Raw genomic sequence first — 19,358 nt, 5'->3', positions numbered from 1 at the left:
GCGAGGGGCCCGAAGGCTGAAGGAGTGCAGAGATGTCGACCCATATTTCCGTCCCGCCGCAACTCTTGCTCGAGCGCATTCTCACGCTCGAAATCGTGCGGGTAACGGAGCGGGCGGCGGTGTCGGCCGCGCGGCTGCGCGGCCACGGCGAGGAGAAGGCGGCCGACCAGGCCGCCGTCGACGCGATGCGCCGCGAACTCAACAAATTGCCGATCGAGGGCACCATCGTGATCGGCGAAGGCGAGCGCGATGAGGCGCCGATGCTGTTCATCGGCGAGAAAGTCGGACTCAATGCTGGGCCGAAGGTCGATATCGCCGTCGACCCGCTGGAAGGCACCACGCTCTGCGCGAAGAGCATGCCGGGCGCGATCGCCACGATGGCGATGGCCGATGGCGGCACGCTGCTGCACGCGCCCGACGTCTACATGGAAAAGATCGCGATCGGTCCGGGCTACGCCAAGAACGTGATCGAACTCGACGCGTCGCCGGCCGACAACATCCAGCGGCTCGCCAAGGCCAAGGGCGTGCCGGCATCGGCGATCACAGCGCTGGTGCTCGACCGTCCGCGCCATGCCGACATCATCGCGAGCATCCGCTCGACCGGCGCCGCCGTGCGCCTGATCACCGACGGCGACGTGGCCGGCGTGATCCACACCACCAACCCGGACGAAACCGGCGTCGACATCTACATGGGCACCGGCGGTGCGCCCGAGGGCGTGCTGGCCGCGGCAGCGCTGCGCTGCATCGGCGGCCAGATGCAGTGCCGCCTCATCCTCGACAGCGACGAGAAGCGCGAGCGCGCGCAGAAGATGGGCATCACCGATCCGAAGATGATCTACGGCATCGAGGACATGGCGCGTGGCGACTGTCTGTTCGCCGCCACCGGCGTCACCACGGGCTCATTGCTGACAGGCGTGAAGTTCAAGAAGGACACGATCGAGACCGAGACGGTGGTGATGCGCTCGGTCACCGGCACCGTGCGCTACATCAAGGCGGAGCACCGCCAGCTCGAGAAGTTCCATCTCGACTGAAGTGAGCCGTCATTCCGGGGAGCGCTGATGCGCGCCCCGGAATGACAAGAAAAAACGGGAGGCGAGCATGGCCGATCTTTCGGCGGTGAAGGCGTTGGTGTTCGACGTGTTCGGCACCGTTGTCGACTGGCGCACCAGCCTGATCAACGACTTCACGAACTGGTCGAAGACGCGCGGCATCGAAGCCGACTGGACCGCCCTCGTTGACGGTTGGCGCGCGGTCTATGTCGCCTCGATGGATGAGGTGCGTAAACATCCCGAACACGGCTATGTCATCCTCGACGTGTTGCACCGCCGCTCGCTGGAGAAGCTGGTCGAGCAGCAGGGCATCAAGGGATTGACGGAAGCCGACCTGCAGTACCTGACGATGGGCTGGCACCGTCTGCATCCCTGGCCCGACAGCGTGGCGGGGCTGGCGCGGCTGAAGACGAAATACATCATCTCGCCGCTCTCGAACGGCAATGTCGCACTGCTGACCAACATGGCGAAGTTCGCAGGGCTCCCCTGGGACCTCATCATGTCGGCCGAACTGTTCGAGCACTACAAGCCCGATCCGGAAACCTATCTCGGCGCCGCGAAATTGTTGTGCCTGCCGCCGGAGCAGGTGATGATGGTGGCCGCGCATAACGGCGACCTCAAGCATGCGCAACAGAACGGCCTGAAGACTGCCTTTGTGGCGCGTCCGACCGAATACGGCCCGCTGCAGAAAGTCGACTTCGAAGCAACCGGCGACTGGGACATCGTCGCCAAGGACTTTGGCGCGATCGCCGATCGGATGGGCTGCTAGTTCGTCGCGAGAAGAACGCAGCGGAAAACCTAAGAGGAACCCGCCACGCAAAAGGTCCTCATCCTGAGGAGCGCCCCTCAAGGCGCGTCTCGAAGGATGGCCGCGGGTGACAGTGGGGCCTCATGGTTCTCCCGGCGATGCGAAGCATCGTCCGGAGATGCCGCGGTGCGGCTCCTCACCATGAGGGGCGCACAGCAACGCGCTGGGTTGCAGCACTCGTCTAGGAAGCCGCCCCGCAGAGAATGACGCCGTACCAGCCGAGACCCCTGTAGGTCTCGTAGCCCGGCGTGGCGTGGAAGGCGACCAATGCGCCGGAGCGGTCGTGGTAGAAGCCGCTGCGCTGGCCGCCCAGCGACAGCGAGACGTGCTCGGTCAGAAGGCCCTTGCCGTCGGACGCCGCGATCACCCGGAAATTGGAATCGATCAGCAGCACGCGCGCTTTGTCGGCGGCGCCGACGCGTACACCCTGGACGATGGCGCGCGCCTGCGGCTCCCAGTCGAAATGGATCGCGAGCACGCCTGTCGGTTTGCCATGGGCCTTGCCGCCTTCGCGGACGCTGGCGCAATAGGTCGCGACCTGGGCATTGCCGAGCAGCGGCTGGCACTCGACGTCGCCGGCGACATAATCGTCCCCCGAGCGCAGGTCGCGCGCCTGACGAAACCATTTTGTAGCCGCGACATTCTGGCCGATCACCTTGAAGCGATCGGCGCGCCCGTTGGCGAGCACATTGCCTTCGAGATCGCAAAGCCAGAGATCGAGATAGACGGTGTAGGCGGATAGGATCACGCCGAGCCGCTCGGAAGCGTGTGCGACCACTGCCGGTTGCGGTGAAGCGGCGCAGTCGACGACGGCGGAATCGGTCGCCCACCAGCGCACGTCGCAGGTCCGTTCATAGAGGTTGCGGTCGATCAGTTCGATCGCATTCAGCGACAGGTCCACCATGCGCTCGCCGCGCGAGCGGTCGGTCATGCGCTCGATCGAGCTCATGAGACTGCCGGTGCGCCGCGTCAACTGCGTCTCGAGCTCGCGCGCGATGGTCTCGACCTGCTGGCCGACGCCGCGCACTTCCTGCGCCACCACTGCAAAGCCGGCGCCTTGCGCGCCGGCGCGCGAGCTCTCGATCAGCGCATTTAGCGCCAGCATCTTCATCTGGTTGGTGATCTTCTGGATCGACCTGGTCTTCTCGCAGGCGATCTGGTTGACCTCCGCGGTCAGCCGCGCGATCAGGGCCGAAATGTCGGATTCATCGTCGACGTCAGGTGAGACCGCCGATTCGCTCGCGATTGATTTCGCGCGCGGGAGCGCGATGGACATAGGCGGACTTCCCCTGCATTAAGCCTTTGACCGCTTCCTGCGGACGGAACGGAACCAAAAAAATCGCACATCAAACGCGCGTCCTTTTTCGGGGATTTCGGCTAACGTCGGCTTAATTTTCCGAAATTGCCACCTATGTGGGACTGCACTTTATTTTAGCACTCCGCTGTTTCCTGTCGTGAATCCCTCTCCTGACACCGCCCGACGAAGGCGTCGACACCCCTGCAAGCCAATTCCGCAACGTCCGCCTCCTGCGAAAAGCGGGCAAAACCGCCTGGTAACGCTTCGCGATCGCCCGCTCAGGGTCGAGGATGGCAGCACTGATTCGCTCTCATGCGAGCGCCACTCGTCGTCGGGATCGTTATGACGCTGCACACCGCCATCCTGCCTGTGGAGATGCCGCCGGCCTTTCTCGGCGTGGCGCGCTCGCTCACGGGCAAATTCTGGCGCGACCGTTTGGACGCGCGGGGAGCGGCGCGGGCGCTCGCGATCGCGCAGCGCCATCAACTGCCGGAAATGTTGGCGCGCGTGCTCGCGGGCCGCGACGTCGCGATCGATGACGTGCCGGATTTCCTCGATCCGACCATCCGCAAATTGATGCCGGATCCCTTCACCGTGACCGCGATGGAGGCGGCGGCAAGGCGGATCGCGGATGCGGCGGTGCGTAACGAGAAGGTCGCGATCTTCGGCGACTACGACGTCGACGGCGCAACCTCGGCGGCGCTGCTCACCTGGCACTTGCGGCATTGCGGGCTCGATCCGCTGATCCACATTCCCGACCGCCTGTTCGAGGGCTACGGCCCGAACACGGAGGCCGTGCGCGCGCTCGCCGCCAAGGGCGCGACGCTGCTGGTCACCGTCGATTGCGGCACCACGAGCCTGGAGCCGCTGGCGGAGGCGCGGCAGCTCGGCATGTCCGTGGTCGTGATCGATCACCATCAATGCGGGGAGGCGCTGCCCGAGGTCGACGCGCTGGTGAATCCGAACCGGCTCGACGATCTCTCGGGCCTTGGTCATCTCGCAGCCGTCGGCCTCGTGCTGGTGACGCTGGTCGCGGTGAACCGGGAATTGCGCGGGCGCGGTTTCTGGTCTTCGGAAATGCCGGAGCCGGATCTCTTGGGCATGCTGCATCACGTCGCGCTCGGGACGGTGGCCGACGTCGCGCCGCTGATCGGGCTCAACCGCGCCCTCGTCGCCAAGGGGCTGATCGCGCTGCGCAGGCGCGACCATGTCGGGCATACCGCGCTGATGGATGTGGCCCGGCTCAACGGCCCGCCAGAGGCCTGGCATCTCGGCTTCATGCTGGGGCCGCGCATCAACGCGGGTGGGCGGATCGGGCGCGCCGATCTCGGCGTGCGGCTGCTCCTGGAAAGCGACCCCTCGGAGGCGGCGCGGATCGCGGCCGAGCTCGACCGCCTCAACAGCGAGCGGCGCGTCATCGAGCAGGCGGCAGAAGCGCAGGCCGAGGCGGAGGCGCTGGCCTCGCTCGGATTGGAGGACAAGGGCTCCGTCATCGTCACGGCTGCCGAGGGCTGGCATCCCGGCGTCGTCGGTCTCGTGGCCTCGCGCTTGAAAGAGAAATTTGGCAGGCCAGCCTTCGCCATCGCGCTCGAGCCGGGAGGCATCGGCACCGGATCGGGGCGCTCGATCGGCGGCGTCGACCTCGGCAAGGCGGTGCGGCAGGCGGTAGCGGACGGCCTGCTGCTCAAGGGTGGCGGCCATGCGATGGCCGCGGGCATAACGCTGCGAAAGGAGAAGCTCGCCGAGTTCCGCGCCTATCTGGAAAGCGTGCTCGCGGCCGACGTCGCCAATTCGCGCCACGAGAACGAATTGTTCATCGACGGCGCGGTGAGCGCGCGCGCCGTAACGGTGGAATTTGCTGCGATGCTGAACCGCGCCGGCCCGTTCGGCGCCGGCAATCCGGAGCCGGTGATCGCGCTGCCGTCGCACCAGCTCGTCTATGCCGATGAAGTCGGGCAGGCGCATCTGCGGCTGCGCTTCAAATCCGGCGACGGCGCGATCGTGAACGGCATGGCTTTCCGTTCCGTCGGCCAAAAGCTCGGCAATGCGCTGATCCAGAATCGCGGCCAGCCGCTCCATGTCGCAGGCTCGCTTGCGATCGACCGTTGGCAAGGCACCGAACGTGTGCAATTGCGTGTGCTCGACGTCGCGGTCCCCGATCAGGGGCCTGCGGTGATCAGATAAGAAAACAGTCGGGGAGAGCACATGGCGGGACAGGTTGAAGGCAAGGTGGCGCTAGTCACCGGCGGAGCCTCGGGCATTGGCGCGGCGGTCGCGGAATTGCTGGCTCAGGAGGGCGCCACGGTCGTGGCGACCGATATCGACGAGCTCAGGGGACCGGAGCTCGTTGCCGGCATCAGCAAGGCCCGCGGCAAAGCGGTGTTTCTGCAACAGGACGTGACCAGCGAGGCACGCTGGGTGGAGATCATCTCGGAGATCGAGAAACGGTTCGGCCGGCTCGATGTGCTGGTCTCCAATGCCGGCATCGGCATCTCCGTGCCGTCGATCACCGACATGACGCTCGCCGACTGGCGCCGGCAGACCGCGATTAATCTCGACGGTGTTTTCCTCTCGGTGAAATATTCTCTGCCGCTGATGCGGAAGAGCGGCGGCGGATCCGTCATCATGATGTCCTCGCTTGCGGGCCTGCGCGGCGCGGCGGGCCTTGCCGGATACTCCGCGACCAAAGGCGGCGTGCGGCTGCTTGCGAAGTCTGTCGCGATGGAATGCGCCGCCATAGGTGACGGCATCCGCGTCAATTCGGTGCATCCCGGCATCATCGACACCCCGATCTGGGGCAAGATCCCGACGGAGGCGACGGGAAACCCCGCCAACGCGCCGATCGATCCGGAAGAGCGCGCGAAGCTCGCAACTCCGCTCGGCCGCGCCGGCCAGGCGGCGGAGATCGCCAGCGGCGTGCTGTATCTGGCCTCGGATGCGTCGCGCTACGTGACGGGAACTGAGCTCGTCATCGACGGCGGGATGAATGCAGGTGCCGTCGCGCGCAGGGCGTGACAGCAGTCAATCCCTCTCGTCATTCCGGGATGCGCCGAAGGCGTAGGCCCGGAATCCATTGGGCAGCGGTCGCGAGGGGAGAAATGGATTCCGGGCTCGATGCTTTGCATCGCCCCGGAATGACGACCTGGTGACGACACACGCTACGGACCCTGCCGCAACCGCGCCAGTACCTTCAGTCCGCCGTAACCGTCGGCGGGCAACAGGGCCATCTTGGTCTGATAATCCCGGATCGCCTTCATGGTGTCGTTGCCGACGCGGCCGTCGGTGCCGCCGGTGTCGAAGCCGGCCTTGGTCAGCCGGGTCTGCATTTCCTGCACCTCAGCAAGCGTCAGTGCGCGCTCGGAGCCGGGGAAGGGATGGATGAAGGGCGGCGCGCCGAGAATGCGGTCGCCGAGATGGCAGATCGCCAGCGCGTAGTTCATCGAGGGGTTGTAGCTGCGCACGGCATAGAAATTCGGACCCAGCAGGAAGGCGGGGCCGCCCGCGACCGGTATCCAGAGTTGCGCCGATGCATTCGGCTGCGGGAACGGCTGGCCGTCGGCGCGGGTCACGCCGGCGCTGGCCCACGCCGCGTAGGTGCGGCTGCCGCTCATGCTGCCATTGGCGCGTACTTCATAGCCCCAATGTTGGCCGCGGTGATATTTGCCGCGGTTGACGAGGTATTTCGCGGTTGATCCGAGTGCGTCGTCCGGCCGGCCGAATGGCGAGACCTTGCCATCGCCGTCATAGTCGAAGCCGACATTGAGCCACACTTCCGGCATCCATTGCGAATGCCCCATGGCGCCGGCCCAGGAGCCGCGCATCTCCTCCGGTGTGCTCCAGCCGCGATCGACGATCCTGAGCGCGTTGATCAACTCGGTCTCCCAATAGGCCTTGCGACGCGGCTCGTTCCAGGCGAGCGCGGCAAGTGCAGGGAATACCGGCTTCATGTGGTTCCGCTGCACCAGCGGATCGCCGTAAGCGGATTCAACGCCCCACAACGCCAGCAGCGTGCCGCGCTCGACGCCAAAATCCTTCTCGATCCGCGCGAACAGCGCCTCGTTCTTCTTGAGCGCCTCGCGCCCATTGATGATGCGCCAGTCGGAGACGCGACGGTTGATGTACTGCCAGATCTGCTCGTTGAATTCCGGCTGCTTCTGCATCTGCCGGAACACGCTCATGTCGGGCTCGATGCGGCCCATCACGCGCGTCCAGGTGGCCGCCGAGATTCCCTTGGCGAGCGCGCGGGCGCGAAAATTGTCGCGCCATTGGTCGAAGCCGGGTGGTGCTGCGGCAAGCGCTGAGAACGGGCCAGCCAGCAGGGTGCCAGCCGCGATGCTGCCTTGCAGGAAAGCCCGGCGGGCAGGGGATTTCAAAGAATCAATCTGCTTCATGCTGCCAATCTAGCGACGCCATCAAAGTACACAAAAAGTCACATCGCCGCGGGAACCTAGCTATCCTGCAGCTCTGTGGCGATTTTGGACAGCCAGCGCCGCACGATCAGTTCCGCCTTGGGGGGCAGCCCTTTAGCCAGCCGCCGGTCCACGGCATGGGCGTGGCGCCGGCATTTTTCCAGGAGCGCAGTTCCGCGCCTGGTCAGCGTCCATTGCAGGACGCGGCCGTGAACCGGGTGCGGTGTCTTCCGGATCGCGCCGTCGCGCTCGAGATTGCGGATGATGACGCCGACGGTCTGCGGCGTCAGCAGCGCCACCCGCGCCAGATCGGCGCCGGACAGCCCGGGATAGGCCCGCAGCATCGTCAGCACGACGAATTGCGGCGGGGTGACGCCGAGCTTTCCCAGCGCGCGTTCCATTGTCAGCCGGGTCGCGGCCTGGGCCTGCCGCAGGAGATAAGCGAGGTAGCCTTGCTCGCCGCGTTTGCCCTGGCCGGGCGGCGGCGGACGGGGCGTCGCGACCGTTAGATTTTCCGCCGCGTGCGTTTTCCTATTCCGAGCGGGATTTTTCGATTTTCCGCCTTTTGACGTCTTGCGAACCGTGACCGATTTCTTGCCGGTGAACCGAGCCTTGCGCGACATATCAGTGCTCTTATAATGTATCAGTATACTGATAACATGAGGCGAAACCGATGTCACACGCGAGAGCCGAATACGCTGACTTTCAGACACTCGCACCCGAAGTCTACGAGGCCGTGCGGGCGCTGGGCCAGATGGCGGCCAAGGCCGGGCTCGACAAACAGTTGCTTGAACTGGTCAAGCTGCGCGCCTCGCAGATCAACGGCTGCGCCTTTTGTGTGCAGTTTCATGTCCTGCAGGCAGAGAGCCTCGGCATATCCGCCGACAAGCTCAATCTCGTCGTGGTTTGGCGCGAGGCTCCGCAATTCTCAGGCCGCGAGCGCGCCGCGCTGGCCTGGACCGAAGCGCTGACGACGCTGGGCGACGGCGTGAGCGACGAGGTTTATGCTGAGGCGCGCGCGGAATTCTCCGAGCCGGAACTGAGCTATCTCACCTCGGCGATCGCAGCGATCAACGTCTGGAACAGGTATGGCGTCGCCTATCGCTGGACGCCGCCGGCACGGAAGCCACCAGCGGTCGGCGCAGCCGCATCGTGAAACAAGGCAGAGGAGGCGAATAGCGTCTTTTTCCAAAGGAGAACAACATGGCATCGATGCTCGCGACAACTCCTTTCGCACCGACGCGCCCGATCTCGCTCGCAGTCATTGCGGGTCTTGCCTGTGCCCTGGTCACCGCAAAGACATTGCCGGCGATGATGGACACGGTATCCGGCGCCATCGCGCCGCTTTGCGCGAATGCCGCCGAGGGATCGCCGCTCGACAAGGTCGAGCCGATCGGCTCGTACGCACTGCCAAACGTGCCGGGCAAGCGTGTCACCATCGTGCGCGTGTTCTACGGCCCCGGAGGCTTCACGCGTGCGCATCGGCATGCCGGCTCGGTGACGGCCTATATCACCAAGGGCGAAATCCGCTCGCAGCTCGGCGGCGAACCGCTTGAGACGTTCAAGGTCGGCCAGTCCTTCTTCGAGCCGCCGGGCTCGACGCACCTGGTCTCAGCCAATGCGAGCAATACGGAGCCCGCGGAATTGATTGCTGTGTTCGTGGCCGACGAGGGCGCGCAGCTCACGACGTTTCTCGAGTAGTGCGGTTCGGCGGGTTTGTAAACGCGTCGCGGCGGACGCGCTAGATTCCGGCGCGCGCCAGTGGATCGCGGCCGAACCGATTGTCTCCGTATCCTCCGGGAAAGAAGCTCAGAAAGGCAACGATCAGCAGATATGGAATAGACACGCTGATGTTGATCGCGCTGGCAACAAGTGGAATGGCGAGAAGGGTCAGCAGCCACCATCCGGAGACATTCAGATCGTGCAACCGTTTCGCCAATATGGCGATGAGCGGCCACAGAACGATCAGCAGCGCCAGCCGGACCGAGCCGTCATACGGCGGATTGACGTCGGGTGAGACGTAATACCGGACCGGCGGAATGGTGAGGTTACGCCAGCTACGGACCAGCAGAATGTAGACCAAGACAATCCCGAGAAAGCCGAGTCGGAATTCCTGCCGGCTGATCCGGCCGTTCGGCGACAGAAAATACCAGGCGAAGGTCGAGAACATGCGCGATCGTGGTTTCACTTGAGTTTGCTGCCCACCATGCATTGCAGGCACTTAACGATCGCGGAATCGACTTCGGAGATTTAGCTCCTTTCCGTCAATCGCCTGGTCGGCAATCAGTTGCCGCCACCTTCCTGCGGATCGAGACGTTGGATCACGTCTTCCGGCTGCGCGTGCGCCACCGCGGCTGCCGCGGGCGGTTCGGGGCCGATCTCGCGGCCGCGGCCGCGGATCAGGCGTTCGTAGGCTGAGACCAGCGTGGTGTAGGGATTGACCCAGAGCCAGCCGTCGCGCGTGAACACCTGCACGTCGAAATGCAGGTGGCGCGTGGTGCCGTTGGGATGATCGAGATAATTCGAGACCACGCCGATCTTTTCGCCCTCCGTGACGCGGCGTCCGTTGAGAAGGCTGTCCGCATCCATCGCCGACGGGTTCATATGCATATATCGGAAGCGAATATGCTCGGTCTGGGTGTTGACCTGCAGCGTCGCCCCCTGTTGGCCCCGTGAACGGATCACGACGCCATCGCGCACGGCAACGATCGCTTGCCGCTTGGGATCGCAGGGCTCCCCGCTTTCGTTGTTGGGCGGGCAGGCGCCCGGGCGGATATCCTGTCCCTGGTGGCCAAAGCCGTTGGCGCACTGGCCGACTTCGAAGCTGCGCGCCTCGCAAAAACTGTCCTGCCAGGGATATTGGTCGGCGCGCCTGCCGAACGATTGCGAATGGACGAAGGCCGGCGCCTTCGCCAAGGGAAAGCGGATCTGCGAATACGCGGTCAGATCGGTGCGGCCACCCTGCTTGTGGTAACCGCTGTTGGCGACGATGTCGCCGCTCGGCCGATAGGTGAACTCGGGTGAAACGGTGGCCGGCCGCTCGGCGCTCACGGAGGCGATGTCCCGCCGCAGCCGCGAGGGTTGGCCGCCGGCGACGCGTAGCGCCTTCAGGAAACGCTCGGCGACCGGATAGGCTTCGCGGCAGGCCAGTCGCCGCAGCCGCGGCGTGCTATCGAGGCAGTGGATCGAGACCACATAGGGCACGCCGAAGCGGGTGAAGGCGTAGCGCACATAGCCTTCGCGGATGATGCGTCGGATATCAGGGTATTGCGCCGAAAGCGATTTGACCGGTTCGGCTCTGCCGCCGAGCCGATCGTTGAGATCATAGAGGAGCAGAGAGCCGGTGATATGCACCTCGACCGGTCTTGTGAAAGTCCGCTCCGGCATCCCGTTGCCTGCTCCCGGCTCAAGTGCGAACATCGCATCATAACCGGCGGCTCCTGCATGGAAGAGATCGGCCGGACGGAAGTCCGCCTGATAGCGCGACACCGACAAGCTCTCCGGCGTGCCGCTCTGCCGCGCTTCGAGATAGCTTGCGGTGTCGAACGGCAGGAGCACCGGGATCGGGCTGCGGCCGATGCCGGGGAATAGCTGCGAGGTGATCGCGTTCAATTGCACCAGCGCGGGCCGTGAGCGCGGATCGTACGAAGGCACGCGGCGCTGGCTCGCAAAGGTGAAGTTTGCGGCGATCGAAGGCTGGGTATTGATCTCGGCGCGGAGCTGATCGAGCACCGCGCGCCATTCGACGCGCACGGCCGAGATCGAAGGAGTACGGAATTCGTCGGCAGAAGCGGCGAAGGGGCTGGCGAGGAGCGACGCGAAAGCTGCCAGCCAAGGTGCGACGAAGCGGACAGCTTTCACTTTCAACGCGTCGTCCCCCGGCGCGGTACCCCGTTAGCTCGATCGGCTAATCCTTCGCGCGTTCGACATAGGAGCCGTCTTCGGTCATCACCACGATGCGCGTGCCGGTCGAGATATGCGGCGGCACAGCGGTGCGGATGCCGTTCGAGAGCATTGCGGGCTTGTAGGAGGACGAGGCGGTCTGGCCCTTCGTCACCGGCTCGGTCTCGACGACCTCGAGGGTGGCGCGCTGCGGCAATTGGATCGCGACCGGATTGCCATCATGCATCGAGAGCTTCACGGTCATGTTTTCCTGCAGATACGGCGCGGACGACCCGACGATGTCCTTTGGAACCTGGACCTGGTCGTAGGTCTCGCCATTCATGAAGTGGAAGCCGTCGGCGTCCTCATAGAGGTAATTGAAGTTGCGATCCTCAACCGTTGCCTTCTCGACCTGGTCGGTGGTCTTGTAGCGTTCGGAGACCTTCACGCCGTCGCCGATGCGACGCATTTCGATCTGGCTGACCGGGGTTCCCTTGCCGGGATGGATGTTTTCGGCGGAAAGGACAACGTAAAGCTTGCCATCCTGCTCAATGATGTTGCCCTTGCGGATGGAACTGGCGATGACTCTCAAAGTGGTTTTCCTGAATGGTTCGGCCGCCGGCTCGGCTCGGCTGATGCGCTCGGCGGCCTCGCGGCAGTTTCGGGCTGCAACATACTGATTTGCCCCCGAGATGCCAGCCTTTTGCGGCCGGTTTCGGCAGGTTGCTGACAGGTGTGGTGTCCTCTGGCGGCTGTCAACCGCGCGAACCGCGAGCCGGAACGTGGTCCAGCCCCGCCATGTGGACAACGCATTCGCCGTCGGGCATCAAGGGGGCGCCGCTTGTCGATGGAAATCTAGTGATTTCAATGGTCTTTATCGATTTTCTCAACCTGTTGATGGATAACCCGACGCATCGCGTGAAGCGTCCTTTAGCGGGAGCGCAGCCATGAGTGGCGTCGACCGCCCGTCGCCCTGGTGGAATCCAGCTCGGCACGCCGACAGAAAGCCGTTTCTCGAGGCGCGCAGCGCCGTGACCAAGGTGGTGCGGGCCTGGTTCGAGGGGCGAGGATTTTCGGAGGTCGAGACCGGCATCCTGCAGGTTTCGCCCGGCAATGAGACCCATCTGCATGCGCCGCGCACGGAGTTGACCCGGGCCGATGGAAACCGGGTGCCGCGCTACTTGCGGACATCACCCGAGTTCGCCTGCAAGAAGCTGCTCGCCGCAGGCGAAACCAAGATCTTCGAGTTCGCGCGCGTGTTCCGCGACCGCGAACGCGGTGACCTCCATTTGCCCGAGTTCACCATGCTGGAATGGTACCGCGCCAATGATGACATCGACGCCGTGATAGCCGATACCCTCCTTGTTATCGCTGAGGCCGCACACGCGACCGGCATCGGGCGCTTCTCGTTCCGCGGCAAGACCGCAGAGGTCGGTGGGGTCCCTGAACTGCTGACGGTTGCGTCCGCCTTTGAGCGCTTTGCCGGCATCGATCTTCTGGCCACCATCGTTGACGGCGAGGGTGACCGTGGCGCGCTTGCGGATGCAGCCCAGGAACGGATACGGATCGCCGAGGATGACACCTGGTCGGATATTTTCAGCAAGGTTCTGGTCGAGCATGTTGAGCCAAATCTCGGGCAGGGGCACCTGACCGTGCTGTCCGACTATCCGATCCCGGAAGCTGCGCTGGCGCGCGCAGATCCTTCCGATCCGCGTGTCGCCGAACGGTTCGAGGTCTATGCCTGCGGCGTCGAACTCGCCAACGGATTCGGCGAATTGACCGATGCCGCCAAGCAGCGCCGACGTTTCGCCGGGGCCATGGACGAGAAGGAGCGCCGCTATGGCGAGCGTTATCCGCTGGATGAGGATTTTCTCGCGGCCGTCGGCGCGATGCCCGAGGCGAGCGGCGTGGCGCTCGGCTTCGACCGGCTGGTGATGCTCGCAAGCGGCGCGCCAAGAATCGACAAGGTGGTGTGGACGCCGCCGGCAGGAGAGACATGAACCGGATCGACCGAAAGCTGACCGCAACGTTGCGCCAGCCCGCCGAACTGATCGAGCGCGGCCTTGCGCCAGAGGCAGCACTTGCCGATCTCGAGCAGGTCGCCGCGCGCTATGCGATCGCGGTGACGCCTGATATTGCGGGGCTGATCGATCCGGACGATCCCAACGATCCGATCGCGCGGCAGTTCATTCCCGCCGCGGACGAACTCGTGACGCAAGTAGGCGAGAACGCTGATCCGATCGGCGACGATGCGCATTCGCCTGTTCCCGGCATCGTGCACCGCTATCCGGACCGGGTGCTGTTCAAGCTCGTCCATGTCTGCGCGGTCTATTGCCGGTTCTGCTTCCGCCGCGAGATGGTCGGGCCGGGCAAGGCGACCGCGTTGTCGGAGGATGCCTATCGCGACGCGCTTTCCTATATCCGCTCGCGCCCGGAGATATGGGAGGTGATCCTGACCGGCGGCGATCCATTGATGCTGTCGCCGCGGCGGCTCGCCGAGATCATGGCCGATATCGCTGCCATCGATCACGTCAAGATCATTCGCCTGCACACGCGCGTGCCGGTGGCCGATCCGGCCCGCGTCAGTCCGGAGATGGTCCGCGCGCTGCGTGTGGAGGGCGCCACGACCTGGGTTGCGATCCACGCCAATCATCCGCGCGAACTGACGCCCGAAGCGCGCGCCGCCTGCGCGCGGCTGGCGGATGCCGGCATTCCCCTGGTGAGCCAGACCGTGCTGCTCAAGGGCGTCAACGATGATGCCGCCACGTTGGAGGCTTTGATGCGGGCCTTCGTCGAATGCCGGATCAAGCCCTATTACCTGCACCACGGCGATCTTGCGCCCGGCACCGCGCATCTGCGCACGACCATCGAAGAGGGGCAGGAACTGATGCGATCGTTGCGGGGCCGCGTCTCGGGCCTGTGCCAGCCCGATTACGTGCTCGACATTCCCGGCGGCCATGGCAAGGCGCCGATCGGGCCGCGCTATTTGTCGCAGGACAATCCCTCACAACGTGAAGGAGTTAATGAAACACGCTACCGTGTCGTCGATTATTGCGGTGACGTGCATCTCTATCCACCTAAGGTGTGATCGAAGATGCACGAATATCGACGTGCCCGAACGGGCGCGATAGAGTGTGTTGAGAGGCAGGAGAATCAGGATGCGGAAAACAATCTTGTCGATGGCACTTGTGACCCTGATCGGTGCGCCTGCCTTTGCGCAGGGCGGAACCACGACAGTGCCGAAAACCGGTCCCGAGACCAGGCCGATTCCGGAAGCGCCGATCGGCCACCGTCAGCCGCGCCGCGGCGAGGTGCCGAGCGAGAACAATATCAACGACCCGAACAATCCGGTGAACAAGGAAGACGCCGCCCTTGATCGCAAGATCAAGAGCATCTGCAGGGGTTGCTGAGGCGACCGCCGGGCGCTGCGACGCCCAGCGGCTCGTAGCAGGCGTCTAGGCCAACCGTTCCCGGACATCGCGGCGCTCCGCCTTGCGGCGTGCCTCGACCGCATCGGCGAGCACGTTGAGCGAGGAGACCGTCGTCTCCCAATCGATGCAGCCATCGGTGATGCTCTGCCCGTAGGTGAGCGCGACCCCCGGCACAACGTCCTGCCGCCCGGCGACCAGGTTGCTCTCGATCATCGCGCCCATGATGCGCATCTCGCCGCTGGAAACCTGGCCGGCGATGTCGGCGACGACCAGCGGCTGGTTCTCCGGCTTCTTGTTGCTGTTGGCGTGGCTGGCGTCGATCATCATGCGCTGGTTGACGCCTGAGCGCGCCAGCTCTGCCGCGGCGGCATCGACGCTTGCCGCATCATAGTTCGGCGCGCGGCCGCCGCGCAGGATGATGTGGCAGTCTTCGTTGCCGCTGGTCGCCGCGATCGCCGAGCGGCCGCCTTTCGTCACCGCCATGAAATGGTGCGGGTAGGAGGCCGACTTCACGGCGTCGGCGGCGATACGCACATCGCCGTCGGTACCGTTCTTGAAGCCGACGGGGCAGGACAGCCCGGAGGCAAGCTCACGGTGGATCTGGCTCTCCGTGGTGCGCGCGCCGATCGCGGCCCAGCTCACGAGATCGGCGATGTATTGCGGCGTCGTCATATCAAGGAATTCGCTGCCGGCGGGCAGGCCGAGATTGTTGACGGCGGAGAGCACGGTGCGGGCAAGCCGCAGGCCCTTGTTGATGTCGAAACTGCCGTCGAGGTTGGGATCGTTGATCAGCCCCTTCCATCCGACGATGGTGCGCGGCTTCTCGAAATAAACCCGCATCACGATCTCGAGCCGGTCAGAGAGTGTCTCGCGCAGGCTGGCGAGGCGTTCGGCGTAATCGATGGCCGCTTCGGGATCGTGGACGGAGCAGGGGCCGACGACGACCAGGAGACGGTCGTCCTTGCCGTTCAGGATGGCGTGGATGGCGTTGCGCGCCGCCATCACCACCCGCGTCGCCGTCAAGGTGCGCGGGACTTCGCGCATCACCTCTTCGGGCGTACTCAGCTCTTTCAGTTCTCTAATTCGAAGATCGTCAGTGGTACTCAACACGGCGGGCTCCTTTGATTTTTGAACCTGCCGGCCAACAAAAAAGCCGCCAGGTCTGGCGGCTGTTCGGACGTCTTGCTGCAATTTCACTAAATTGAGCGCGATCCTCCCGCCGCCAGCGAGCTGTCGTAGCTAAAGTACCAAGAATAGCTGGTGGCGGCGTTGATCATGGCTGGCTCTATAGCGGATGGATGCGGCCTTGTCACCTCCAAAGATTCGGTTCTGATTCAATCAGAACCGAATCTTTAGTTTCTTGTTTTGACGCGTTTTCTTCACGCGAACCGGTATCCACTTCGCTCGAAAACGCTCCAAATCACGGGTCGGTGCTGTGGGCGGCGAGCGCCATGCCGATCAGGCTGGCCCCGCCGAACAACAGATTGAGGCCAACCAGGAGCCCAAGCGCCCATTCCGCCGAGCCGGGCAGTCCGGCGACGATGATGAAGGCGATCAGGATGTCCATCAGTCCCGCGATCAAGAGCCACGACCAGCGCCCGGTCAATTCGCGCCGGTGCTCCAGCGCATACATGATGGTGGCGACGCCTTCGGCAACGAAATAGGCCCCGACCACGATGGTCAGCGTCAGCACGCCCTGCATCGGCCGCGCCAGCAGGATCAGGCCGGCGAGCACGGCGAGCGCCGCCGAGATCAGCGACCACCAGAAGCCCGGCATTTCGCGCGCCCAGTAGGTGACGATCAATCCGCCGATGCCTGAGATCAGGAACAACCAGCCGAGGAAGATGGTCACGGCGAGGCTTGCGAAGGCCGGGACGATCAACGCGGCGAGGCCGAGAACCGCGAGCAGGATACCTTCGAACAGGAAGGCCTTCCAATGCGCCTTCACCGAGGCGTTCACTTCGGACTGCAATTTGTCGAGGTTGTCTGGAAGGGTCATCGCAGCGCTCCCGGCAGGTGCGTAATTGCACGAGCGATCCTAGAGCATATCCGGTTCCGATTATATCAGATTAGCCCGGCCCCGGCGCCGACGAAAAGCCCTCCGATGTCGTGCGAATTCGATTTCGCCCGAAGATGTAGATCGCAGTGGTCGCGATCAGCAGCGCTATGCCGATCACGATGGAGATCGCGGCGAGCGAGACCAAGATCGCTGCCGGATTGTGCTCGGGATTGATCAGCCAGCGACGGATCGACGCCAGCACGAAGGCCAGCCCCAGAAAGCCGGCCCCGCTGCCGAGGACGAGCACGGCCCACATCCGCCGCAACTGGCTCAGCCGTTCACGCGCAAGCGCGGTGCGCGGGGCATGATGGCGGCCGACCCGGTAGATCAGGCGGATGGCGAAGCCGATCGAGCTGAACCCGATCAGGACGCTTGCCGAGCCAAGGATCATCCGCAGCGTGGAGCCGAGATCGCCGCCCCGTTGCAGGGTCAGGAGCGGGAAGTCGAACGCGGCATGCAGCAGGACCGGGGCGACCAGCACCATGGCCCAGCTCGAAAACCGTGCCCAGGCGCGGTTCTTGCGGTGTGCGCCGAGCGCGGTGCCGGAGCGCGCGATCGCGACATAGGCGCCGGCGATGATGCCGAGCGCGCCATGAAACGGCACCGTGAGCACGCTGCGCAGCACGGCGAGCGCGCGCCACATCTCGGCGTGCTGGACCAGGTAGGCGAGGTTCTCGTAGGCGGCGAAACCGAGCCCTACGGCGGCGCCGTAGACCACCGGGTCCATCGGATCGGCGGAGGCGCGGCGCCGCGACGACACGGCGATGATCACCGCGATCTTCACGATCTCCTCAGGGAGAGCGACGCCGAACAGCGAGCGCACCACCAGCGTCATCCAGGGGTTTTCCGGTATCGCCAGCAATGCGTTGAACGGCGCCCGCACCAGCCCAAGCAGCGAGATGCTGGCCGCGCCAAGCACGAAAGCGAGCCAGACCTGCGCCGGCGGGCCCGGGCGCTCGTCGGCGGCGATGACGAGCCAGAGCATCAGAAGCGCCGGCGCAATGGCGGCGGCGCCGATGACGGTTGGGAGAGACTCGAGCAATAGCATCTGCGGGTAATCAAAACCGGGTACGACTAACGAAAATGGCCACAAAGCCGGCGCTTGGCAAGGCAACGTAACCGCTTTGCGATGGGTTCGGCGCGCCACATTCACGGCTTTTTGTCGCATTGCACGGTCGGTCATTCCCGGCGTCCCGGCCCCGAGCCGGGATCCTGCAGTCCGTAGCCCGTAGCCCGTAGGATGGGTAGAGCGCAGCGTGCCCACCAATCAAGCACTCCGCTCGCGATGGTGGGCATGCTTCCGCTGGAGTCCGTTTAAGCGACCGTGCGTGAAGTCGCTTTGCCCACCCTACGAGTCCCTCGCGCCTTGCACCGCTGTCATCGTCCGCGAAGGCGGACGATCCAGTATTCCAGAGGCGGCGGTGCTTGAGCCGAGAGGCTGCCGGATACTGGATGCCCCGCCTTCGCGGGGCATGACGGTGGAGTATGGTAAGGGACATGAGTCCGTATTCTCGCGGCGCGTTGCGTCCGAGCTTTGCGTTACTTTCCACCCTCTCATTGAGCAGAGGGCGCAGGGAAAGCCGGGTGCCGGTTGCACCCATGGGTCCCGTGCACGGGGGTAGGACCACAGGTTCAACCGAAGCATTCCGGCTTTCCCTGCGCGATGGTGTTACGGCTTACTTCGTACTCTCCCCGGTGACCGGGCTTTCTTGCCACCGTCGCTCTGCTCAACGAACAGAACTTAGCGCCAGCGTCGGGGCGCCAGGACCACACGACTTCGCCGTCCGCTGATATCACGCTCGTCAGTCGTGACACCCGCGTCCACCGCATCTCACCGCAACGTTCGTGACGATCGCGACCCGCCCCTCTCTTGGGTGAGACCCGCGGAGTCATAGTGCTGATTTGCCCGACGGCGAAAGCGGATTATTTTTCGCATGAAGGATGGACACGTTTCTGCTGATTTGCCCGTCGGGTTGATTTGTCGCAGTTCGCGCCTCAACACACGCTGTCATTCCGGGGCGATGCGAAGCATCGAGCCCGGAATCCATCCAGCCGCAGAACACGTGGCGAAATGGATTCCGGGCTCGCGCTGCGCACGCCCCGCAATGACGGAGAGTGAGATCCGTGGCGCGCGTTCACCGCACAAGCAGTCGCCGGCATGCATCGACAAACACCTTTGCCCCGGTGACGATGTCGGCGTCGTCGGTGTTCTCGCTCCAGTGATGGCTGATGCCGGCGATCGAGGGCACGAACAGCATGCCTGATGGCATGATGGTGGCGAGGACCTGGGCGTCATGGCCGGCGCCGCTTGGCATCCGGATCGACTTGCCGTCGGCAAAGCGCGCGCTAGGCCGTGTGGACTCTTGGGATTCTCAAATCAGATTGAACGTGATTCAAGGCTTTCTTTTAGGAGGAAGCCTTGG

At 64.4% G+C, this 19,358-nt stretch carries 18 protein-coding genes and 1 pseudogene; 9 read left to right on the top strand and 10 right to left on the bottom strand.

Annotated features, from left to right (window positions below; all coding sequences use genetic code 11):
- Positions 1-32: 32 nt before the first annotated feature.
- On the top strand, positions 33-1,031 hold the full coding sequence (gene glpX / locus AAFX91_RS03835) for a class II fructose-bisphosphatase (RefSeq protein WP_130578383.1): 999 nt from the start codon (positions 33-35) through the stop codon (positions 1,029-1,031).
- Between the two features lie 67 nt (positions 1,032-1,098).
- Positions 1,099-1,818, top strand: a complete 720-nt coding sequence (locus tag AAFX91_RS03830) for a haloacid dehalogenase type II (protein WP_130578384.1) — start codon at positions 1,099-1,101, stop codon at positions 1,816-1,818.
- A 220-nt stretch (positions 1,819-2,038) separates the two neighbouring features.
- Here the strand turns inward: AAFX91_RS03830 and AAFX91_RS03825 are convergent, their stop codons facing one another.
- Positions 2,039-3,133, bottom strand: coding sequence for a methyl-accepting chemotaxis protein (locus AAFX91_RS03825; RefSeq protein ID WP_130578385.1), 1,095 nt, complete (start codon positions 3,131-3,133; stop codon positions 2,039-2,041).
- A gap of 363 nt (positions 3,134-3,496) precedes the next feature.
- Here AAFX91_RS03825 and recJ point away from each other — a divergent pair, with 363 nt between their 5' ends.
- Positions 3,497-5,338, top strand: a complete 1,842-nt coding sequence (recJ, locus tag AAFX91_RS03820; protein ID WP_394565602.1) for a single-stranded-DNA-specific exonuclease RecJ — start codon at positions 3,497-3,499, stop codon at positions 5,336-5,338.
- A 21-nt stretch (positions 5,339-5,359) separates the two neighbouring features.
- The gene (locus AAFX91_RS03815) at positions 5,360-6,169 is read left to right on the top strand and encodes an SDR family NAD(P)-dependent oxidoreductase (RefSeq protein WP_394565588.1); all 810 of its coding nucleotides are present in this window, start codon (positions 5,360-5,362) and stop codon (positions 6,167-6,169) included.
- Between the two features lie 143 nt (positions 6,170-6,312).
- Here the strand turns inward: AAFX91_RS03815 and AAFX91_RS03810 are convergent, their stop codons facing one another.
- Positions 6,313-7,545, bottom strand: a complete 1,233-nt coding sequence (locus tag AAFX91_RS03810; protein ID WP_130578388.1) for a lytic murein transglycosylase — start codon at positions 7,543-7,545, stop codon at positions 6,313-6,315.
- A 56-nt stretch (positions 7,546-7,601) separates the two neighbouring features.
- Positions 7,602-8,186, bottom strand: a complete 585-nt coding sequence (locus AAFX91_RS03805; protein ID WP_282527937.1) for a MarR family winged helix-turn-helix transcriptional regulator — start codon at positions 8,184-8,186, stop codon at positions 7,602-7,604.
- A 50-nt stretch (positions 8,187-8,236) separates the two neighbouring features.
- Here AAFX91_RS03805 and AAFX91_RS03800 point away from each other — a divergent pair, with 50 nt between their 5' ends.
- Positions 8,237-8,719: a carboxymuconolactone decarboxylase family protein gene (locus tag AAFX91_RS03800; RefSeq protein ID WP_394565586.1), complete on the top strand. Its 483-nt coding sequence runs from the start codon at positions 8,237-8,239 to the stop codon at positions 8,717-8,719.
- A 47-nt stretch (positions 8,720-8,766) separates the two neighbouring features.
- Entirely contained in the window at positions 8,767-9,264 is a 498-nt protein-coding gene (locus tag AAFX91_RS03795; RefSeq protein ID WP_394565585.1) for a cupin domain-containing protein, read from the top strand.
- Positions 9,265-9,304: 40 nt separating this feature from the next.
- Here the strand turns inward: AAFX91_RS03795 and AAFX91_RS03790 are convergent, their stop codons facing one another.
- The 3 genes from AAFX91_RS03790 to efp all read right to left on the bottom strand — a co-directional run bounded on the left by AAFX91_RS03790 (position 9,305) and on the right by efp (position 12,037).
- Positions 9,305-9,751, bottom strand: coding sequence for a DUF805 domain-containing protein (locus AAFX91_RS03790; protein ID WP_282527934.1), 447 nt, complete (start codon positions 9,749-9,751; stop codon positions 9,305-9,307).
- Between the two features lie 95 nt (positions 9,752-9,846).
- Positions 9,847-11,424: a peptidoglycan DD-metalloendopeptidase family protein gene (locus tag AAFX91_RS03785; protein WP_394565601.1), complete on the bottom strand. Its 1,578-nt coding sequence runs from the start codon at positions 11,422-11,424 to the stop codon at positions 9,847-9,849.
- A gap of 46 nt (positions 11,425-11,470) precedes the next feature.
- Complete coding sequence (gene efp, locus AAFX91_RS03780; RefSeq protein WP_130578393.1) at positions 11,471-12,037, bottom strand: elongation factor P; 567 nt, start codon at positions 12,035-12,037, stop codon at positions 11,471-11,473.
- A 355-nt stretch (positions 12,038-12,392) separates the two neighbouring features.
- On the opposite strand from efp, the gene epmA reads away from it, so the two are divergent.
- From epmA to AAFX91_RS03765, 3 genes are all read left to right on the top strand, one after another.
- Positions 12,393-13,445 (top strand): EF-P lysine aminoacylase EpmA, encoded by a 1,053-nt coding sequence (gene epmA, locus AAFX91_RS03775; RefSeq protein ID WP_394565583.1) that lies wholly within the window; start codon positions 12,393-12,395, stop codon positions 13,443-13,445.
- Positions 13,442-14,533: a lysine-2,3-aminomutase-like protein gene (locus AAFX91_RS03770; protein ID WP_394565582.1), complete on the top strand. Its 1,092-nt coding sequence runs from the start codon at positions 13,442-13,444 to the stop codon at positions 14,531-14,533. Before epmA ends, AAFX91_RS03770 begins: the two co-directional genes overlap by 4 nt.
- A 70-nt stretch (positions 14,534-14,603) precedes the next feature.
- Positions 14,604-14,855: a hypothetical protein gene (locus AAFX91_RS03765; protein WP_130578396.1), complete on the top strand. Its 252-nt coding sequence runs from the start codon at positions 14,604-14,606 to the stop codon at positions 14,853-14,855.
- Positions 14,856-14,900: 45 nt separating this feature from the next.
- On the opposite strand, the gene AAFX91_RS03760 is transcribed toward AAFX91_RS03765, so the two are convergent.
- From AAFX91_RS03760 to AAFX91_RS03745, 4 genes and pseudogenes are all read right to left on the bottom strand, one after another.
- Entirely contained in the window at positions 14,901-15,986 is a 1,086-nt protein-coding gene (locus AAFX91_RS03760; protein WP_394565581.1) for a 3-deoxy-7-phosphoheptulonate synthase, read from the bottom strand.
- 310 nt (positions 15,987-16,296) lie between these two features.
- The gene (locus tag AAFX91_RS03755) at positions 16,297-16,875 is read right to left on the bottom strand and encodes an HdeD family acid-resistance protein (protein ID WP_394565579.1); all 579 of its coding nucleotides are present in this window, start codon (positions 16,873-16,875) and stop codon (positions 16,297-16,299) included.
- A 70-nt stretch (positions 16,876-16,945) separates the two neighbouring features.
- Positions 16,946-17,983: a PrsW family intramembrane metalloprotease gene (locus tag AAFX91_RS03750; protein WP_130578399.1), complete on the bottom strand. Its 1,038-nt coding sequence runs from the start codon at positions 17,981-17,983 to the stop codon at positions 16,946-16,948.
- A 1,087-nt stretch (positions 17,984-19,070) separates the two neighbouring features.
- Positions 19,071-19,283: pseudogene (locus tag AAFX91_RS03745) on the bottom strand (M20/M25/M40 family metallo-hydrolase); the annotation flags it as partial.
- Positions 19,284-19,358: the final 75 nt, after the last annotated feature.

The sequence above is a fragment of the Bradyrhizobium sp. 31Argb genome (assembly GCF_043638955.1).
In the GTDB taxonomy this organism is placed as follows: domain Bacteria; phylum Pseudomonadota; class Alphaproteobacteria; order Rhizobiales; family Xanthobacteraceae; genus Bradyrhizobium.
Note: the sequence above shows the minus strand (reverse complement) of the source record. Positions and strands in the feature narration are given on the sequence as shown.

Coding starts and splice junctions, on each gene's coding strand:
- AAFX91_RS03750 (WP_130578399.1), bottom strand. CDS start 17,983: ATGCTATTGCTCGAGTCTCTCCCAACCGTCATCGGCGCCGCCGCCATT.
- AAFX91_RS03770 (WP_394565582.1), top strand. CDS start 13,442: ATGAACCGGATCGACCGAAAGCTGACCGCAACGTTGCGCCAGCCCGCC.
- AAFX91_RS03755 (WP_394565579.1), bottom strand. CDS start 16,875: ATGACCCTTCCAGACAACCTCGACAAATTGCAGTCCGAAGTGAACGCC.
- recJ (WP_394565602.1), top strand. CDS start 3,497: ATGACGCTGCACACCGCCATCCTGCCTGTGGAGATGCCGCCGGCCTTT.
- AAFX91_RS03810 (WP_130578388.1), bottom strand. CDS start 7,545: ATGAAGCAGATTGATTCTTTGAAATCCCCTGCCCGCCGGGCTTTCCTG.
- AAFX91_RS03800 (WP_394565586.1), top strand. CDS start 8,237: ATGTCACACGCGAGAGCCGAATACGCTGACTTTCAGACACTCGCACCC.
- AAFX91_RS03795 (WP_394565585.1), top strand. CDS start 8,767: ATGGCATCGATGCTCGCGACAACTCCTTTCGCACCGACGCGCCCGATC.
- glpX (WP_130578383.1), top strand. CDS start 33: ATGTCGACCCATATTTCCGTCCCGCCGCAACTCTTGCTCGAGCGCATT.
- AAFX91_RS03830 (WP_130578384.1), top strand. CDS start 1,099: ATGGCCGATCTTTCGGCGGTGAAGGCGTTGGTGTTCGACGTGTTCGGC.
- AAFX91_RS03815 (WP_394565588.1), top strand. CDS start 5,360: ATGGCGGGACAGGTTGAAGGCAAGGTGGCGCTAGTCACCGGCGGAGCC.
- AAFX91_RS03805 (WP_282527937.1), bottom strand. CDS start 8,186: ATGTCGCGCAAGGCTCGGTTCACCGGCAAGAAATCGGTCACGGTTCGC.
- AAFX91_RS03825 (WP_130578385.1), bottom strand. CDS start 3,133: ATGTCCATCGCGCTCCCGCGCGCGAAATCAATCGCGAGCGAATCGGCG.
- AAFX91_RS03765 (WP_130578396.1), top strand. CDS start 14,604: ATGCGGAAAACAATCTTGTCGATGGCACTTGTGACCCTGATCGGTGCG.
- epmA (WP_394565583.1), top strand. CDS start 12,393: ATGAGTGGCGTCGACCGCCCGTCGCCCTGGTGGAATCCAGCTCGGCAC.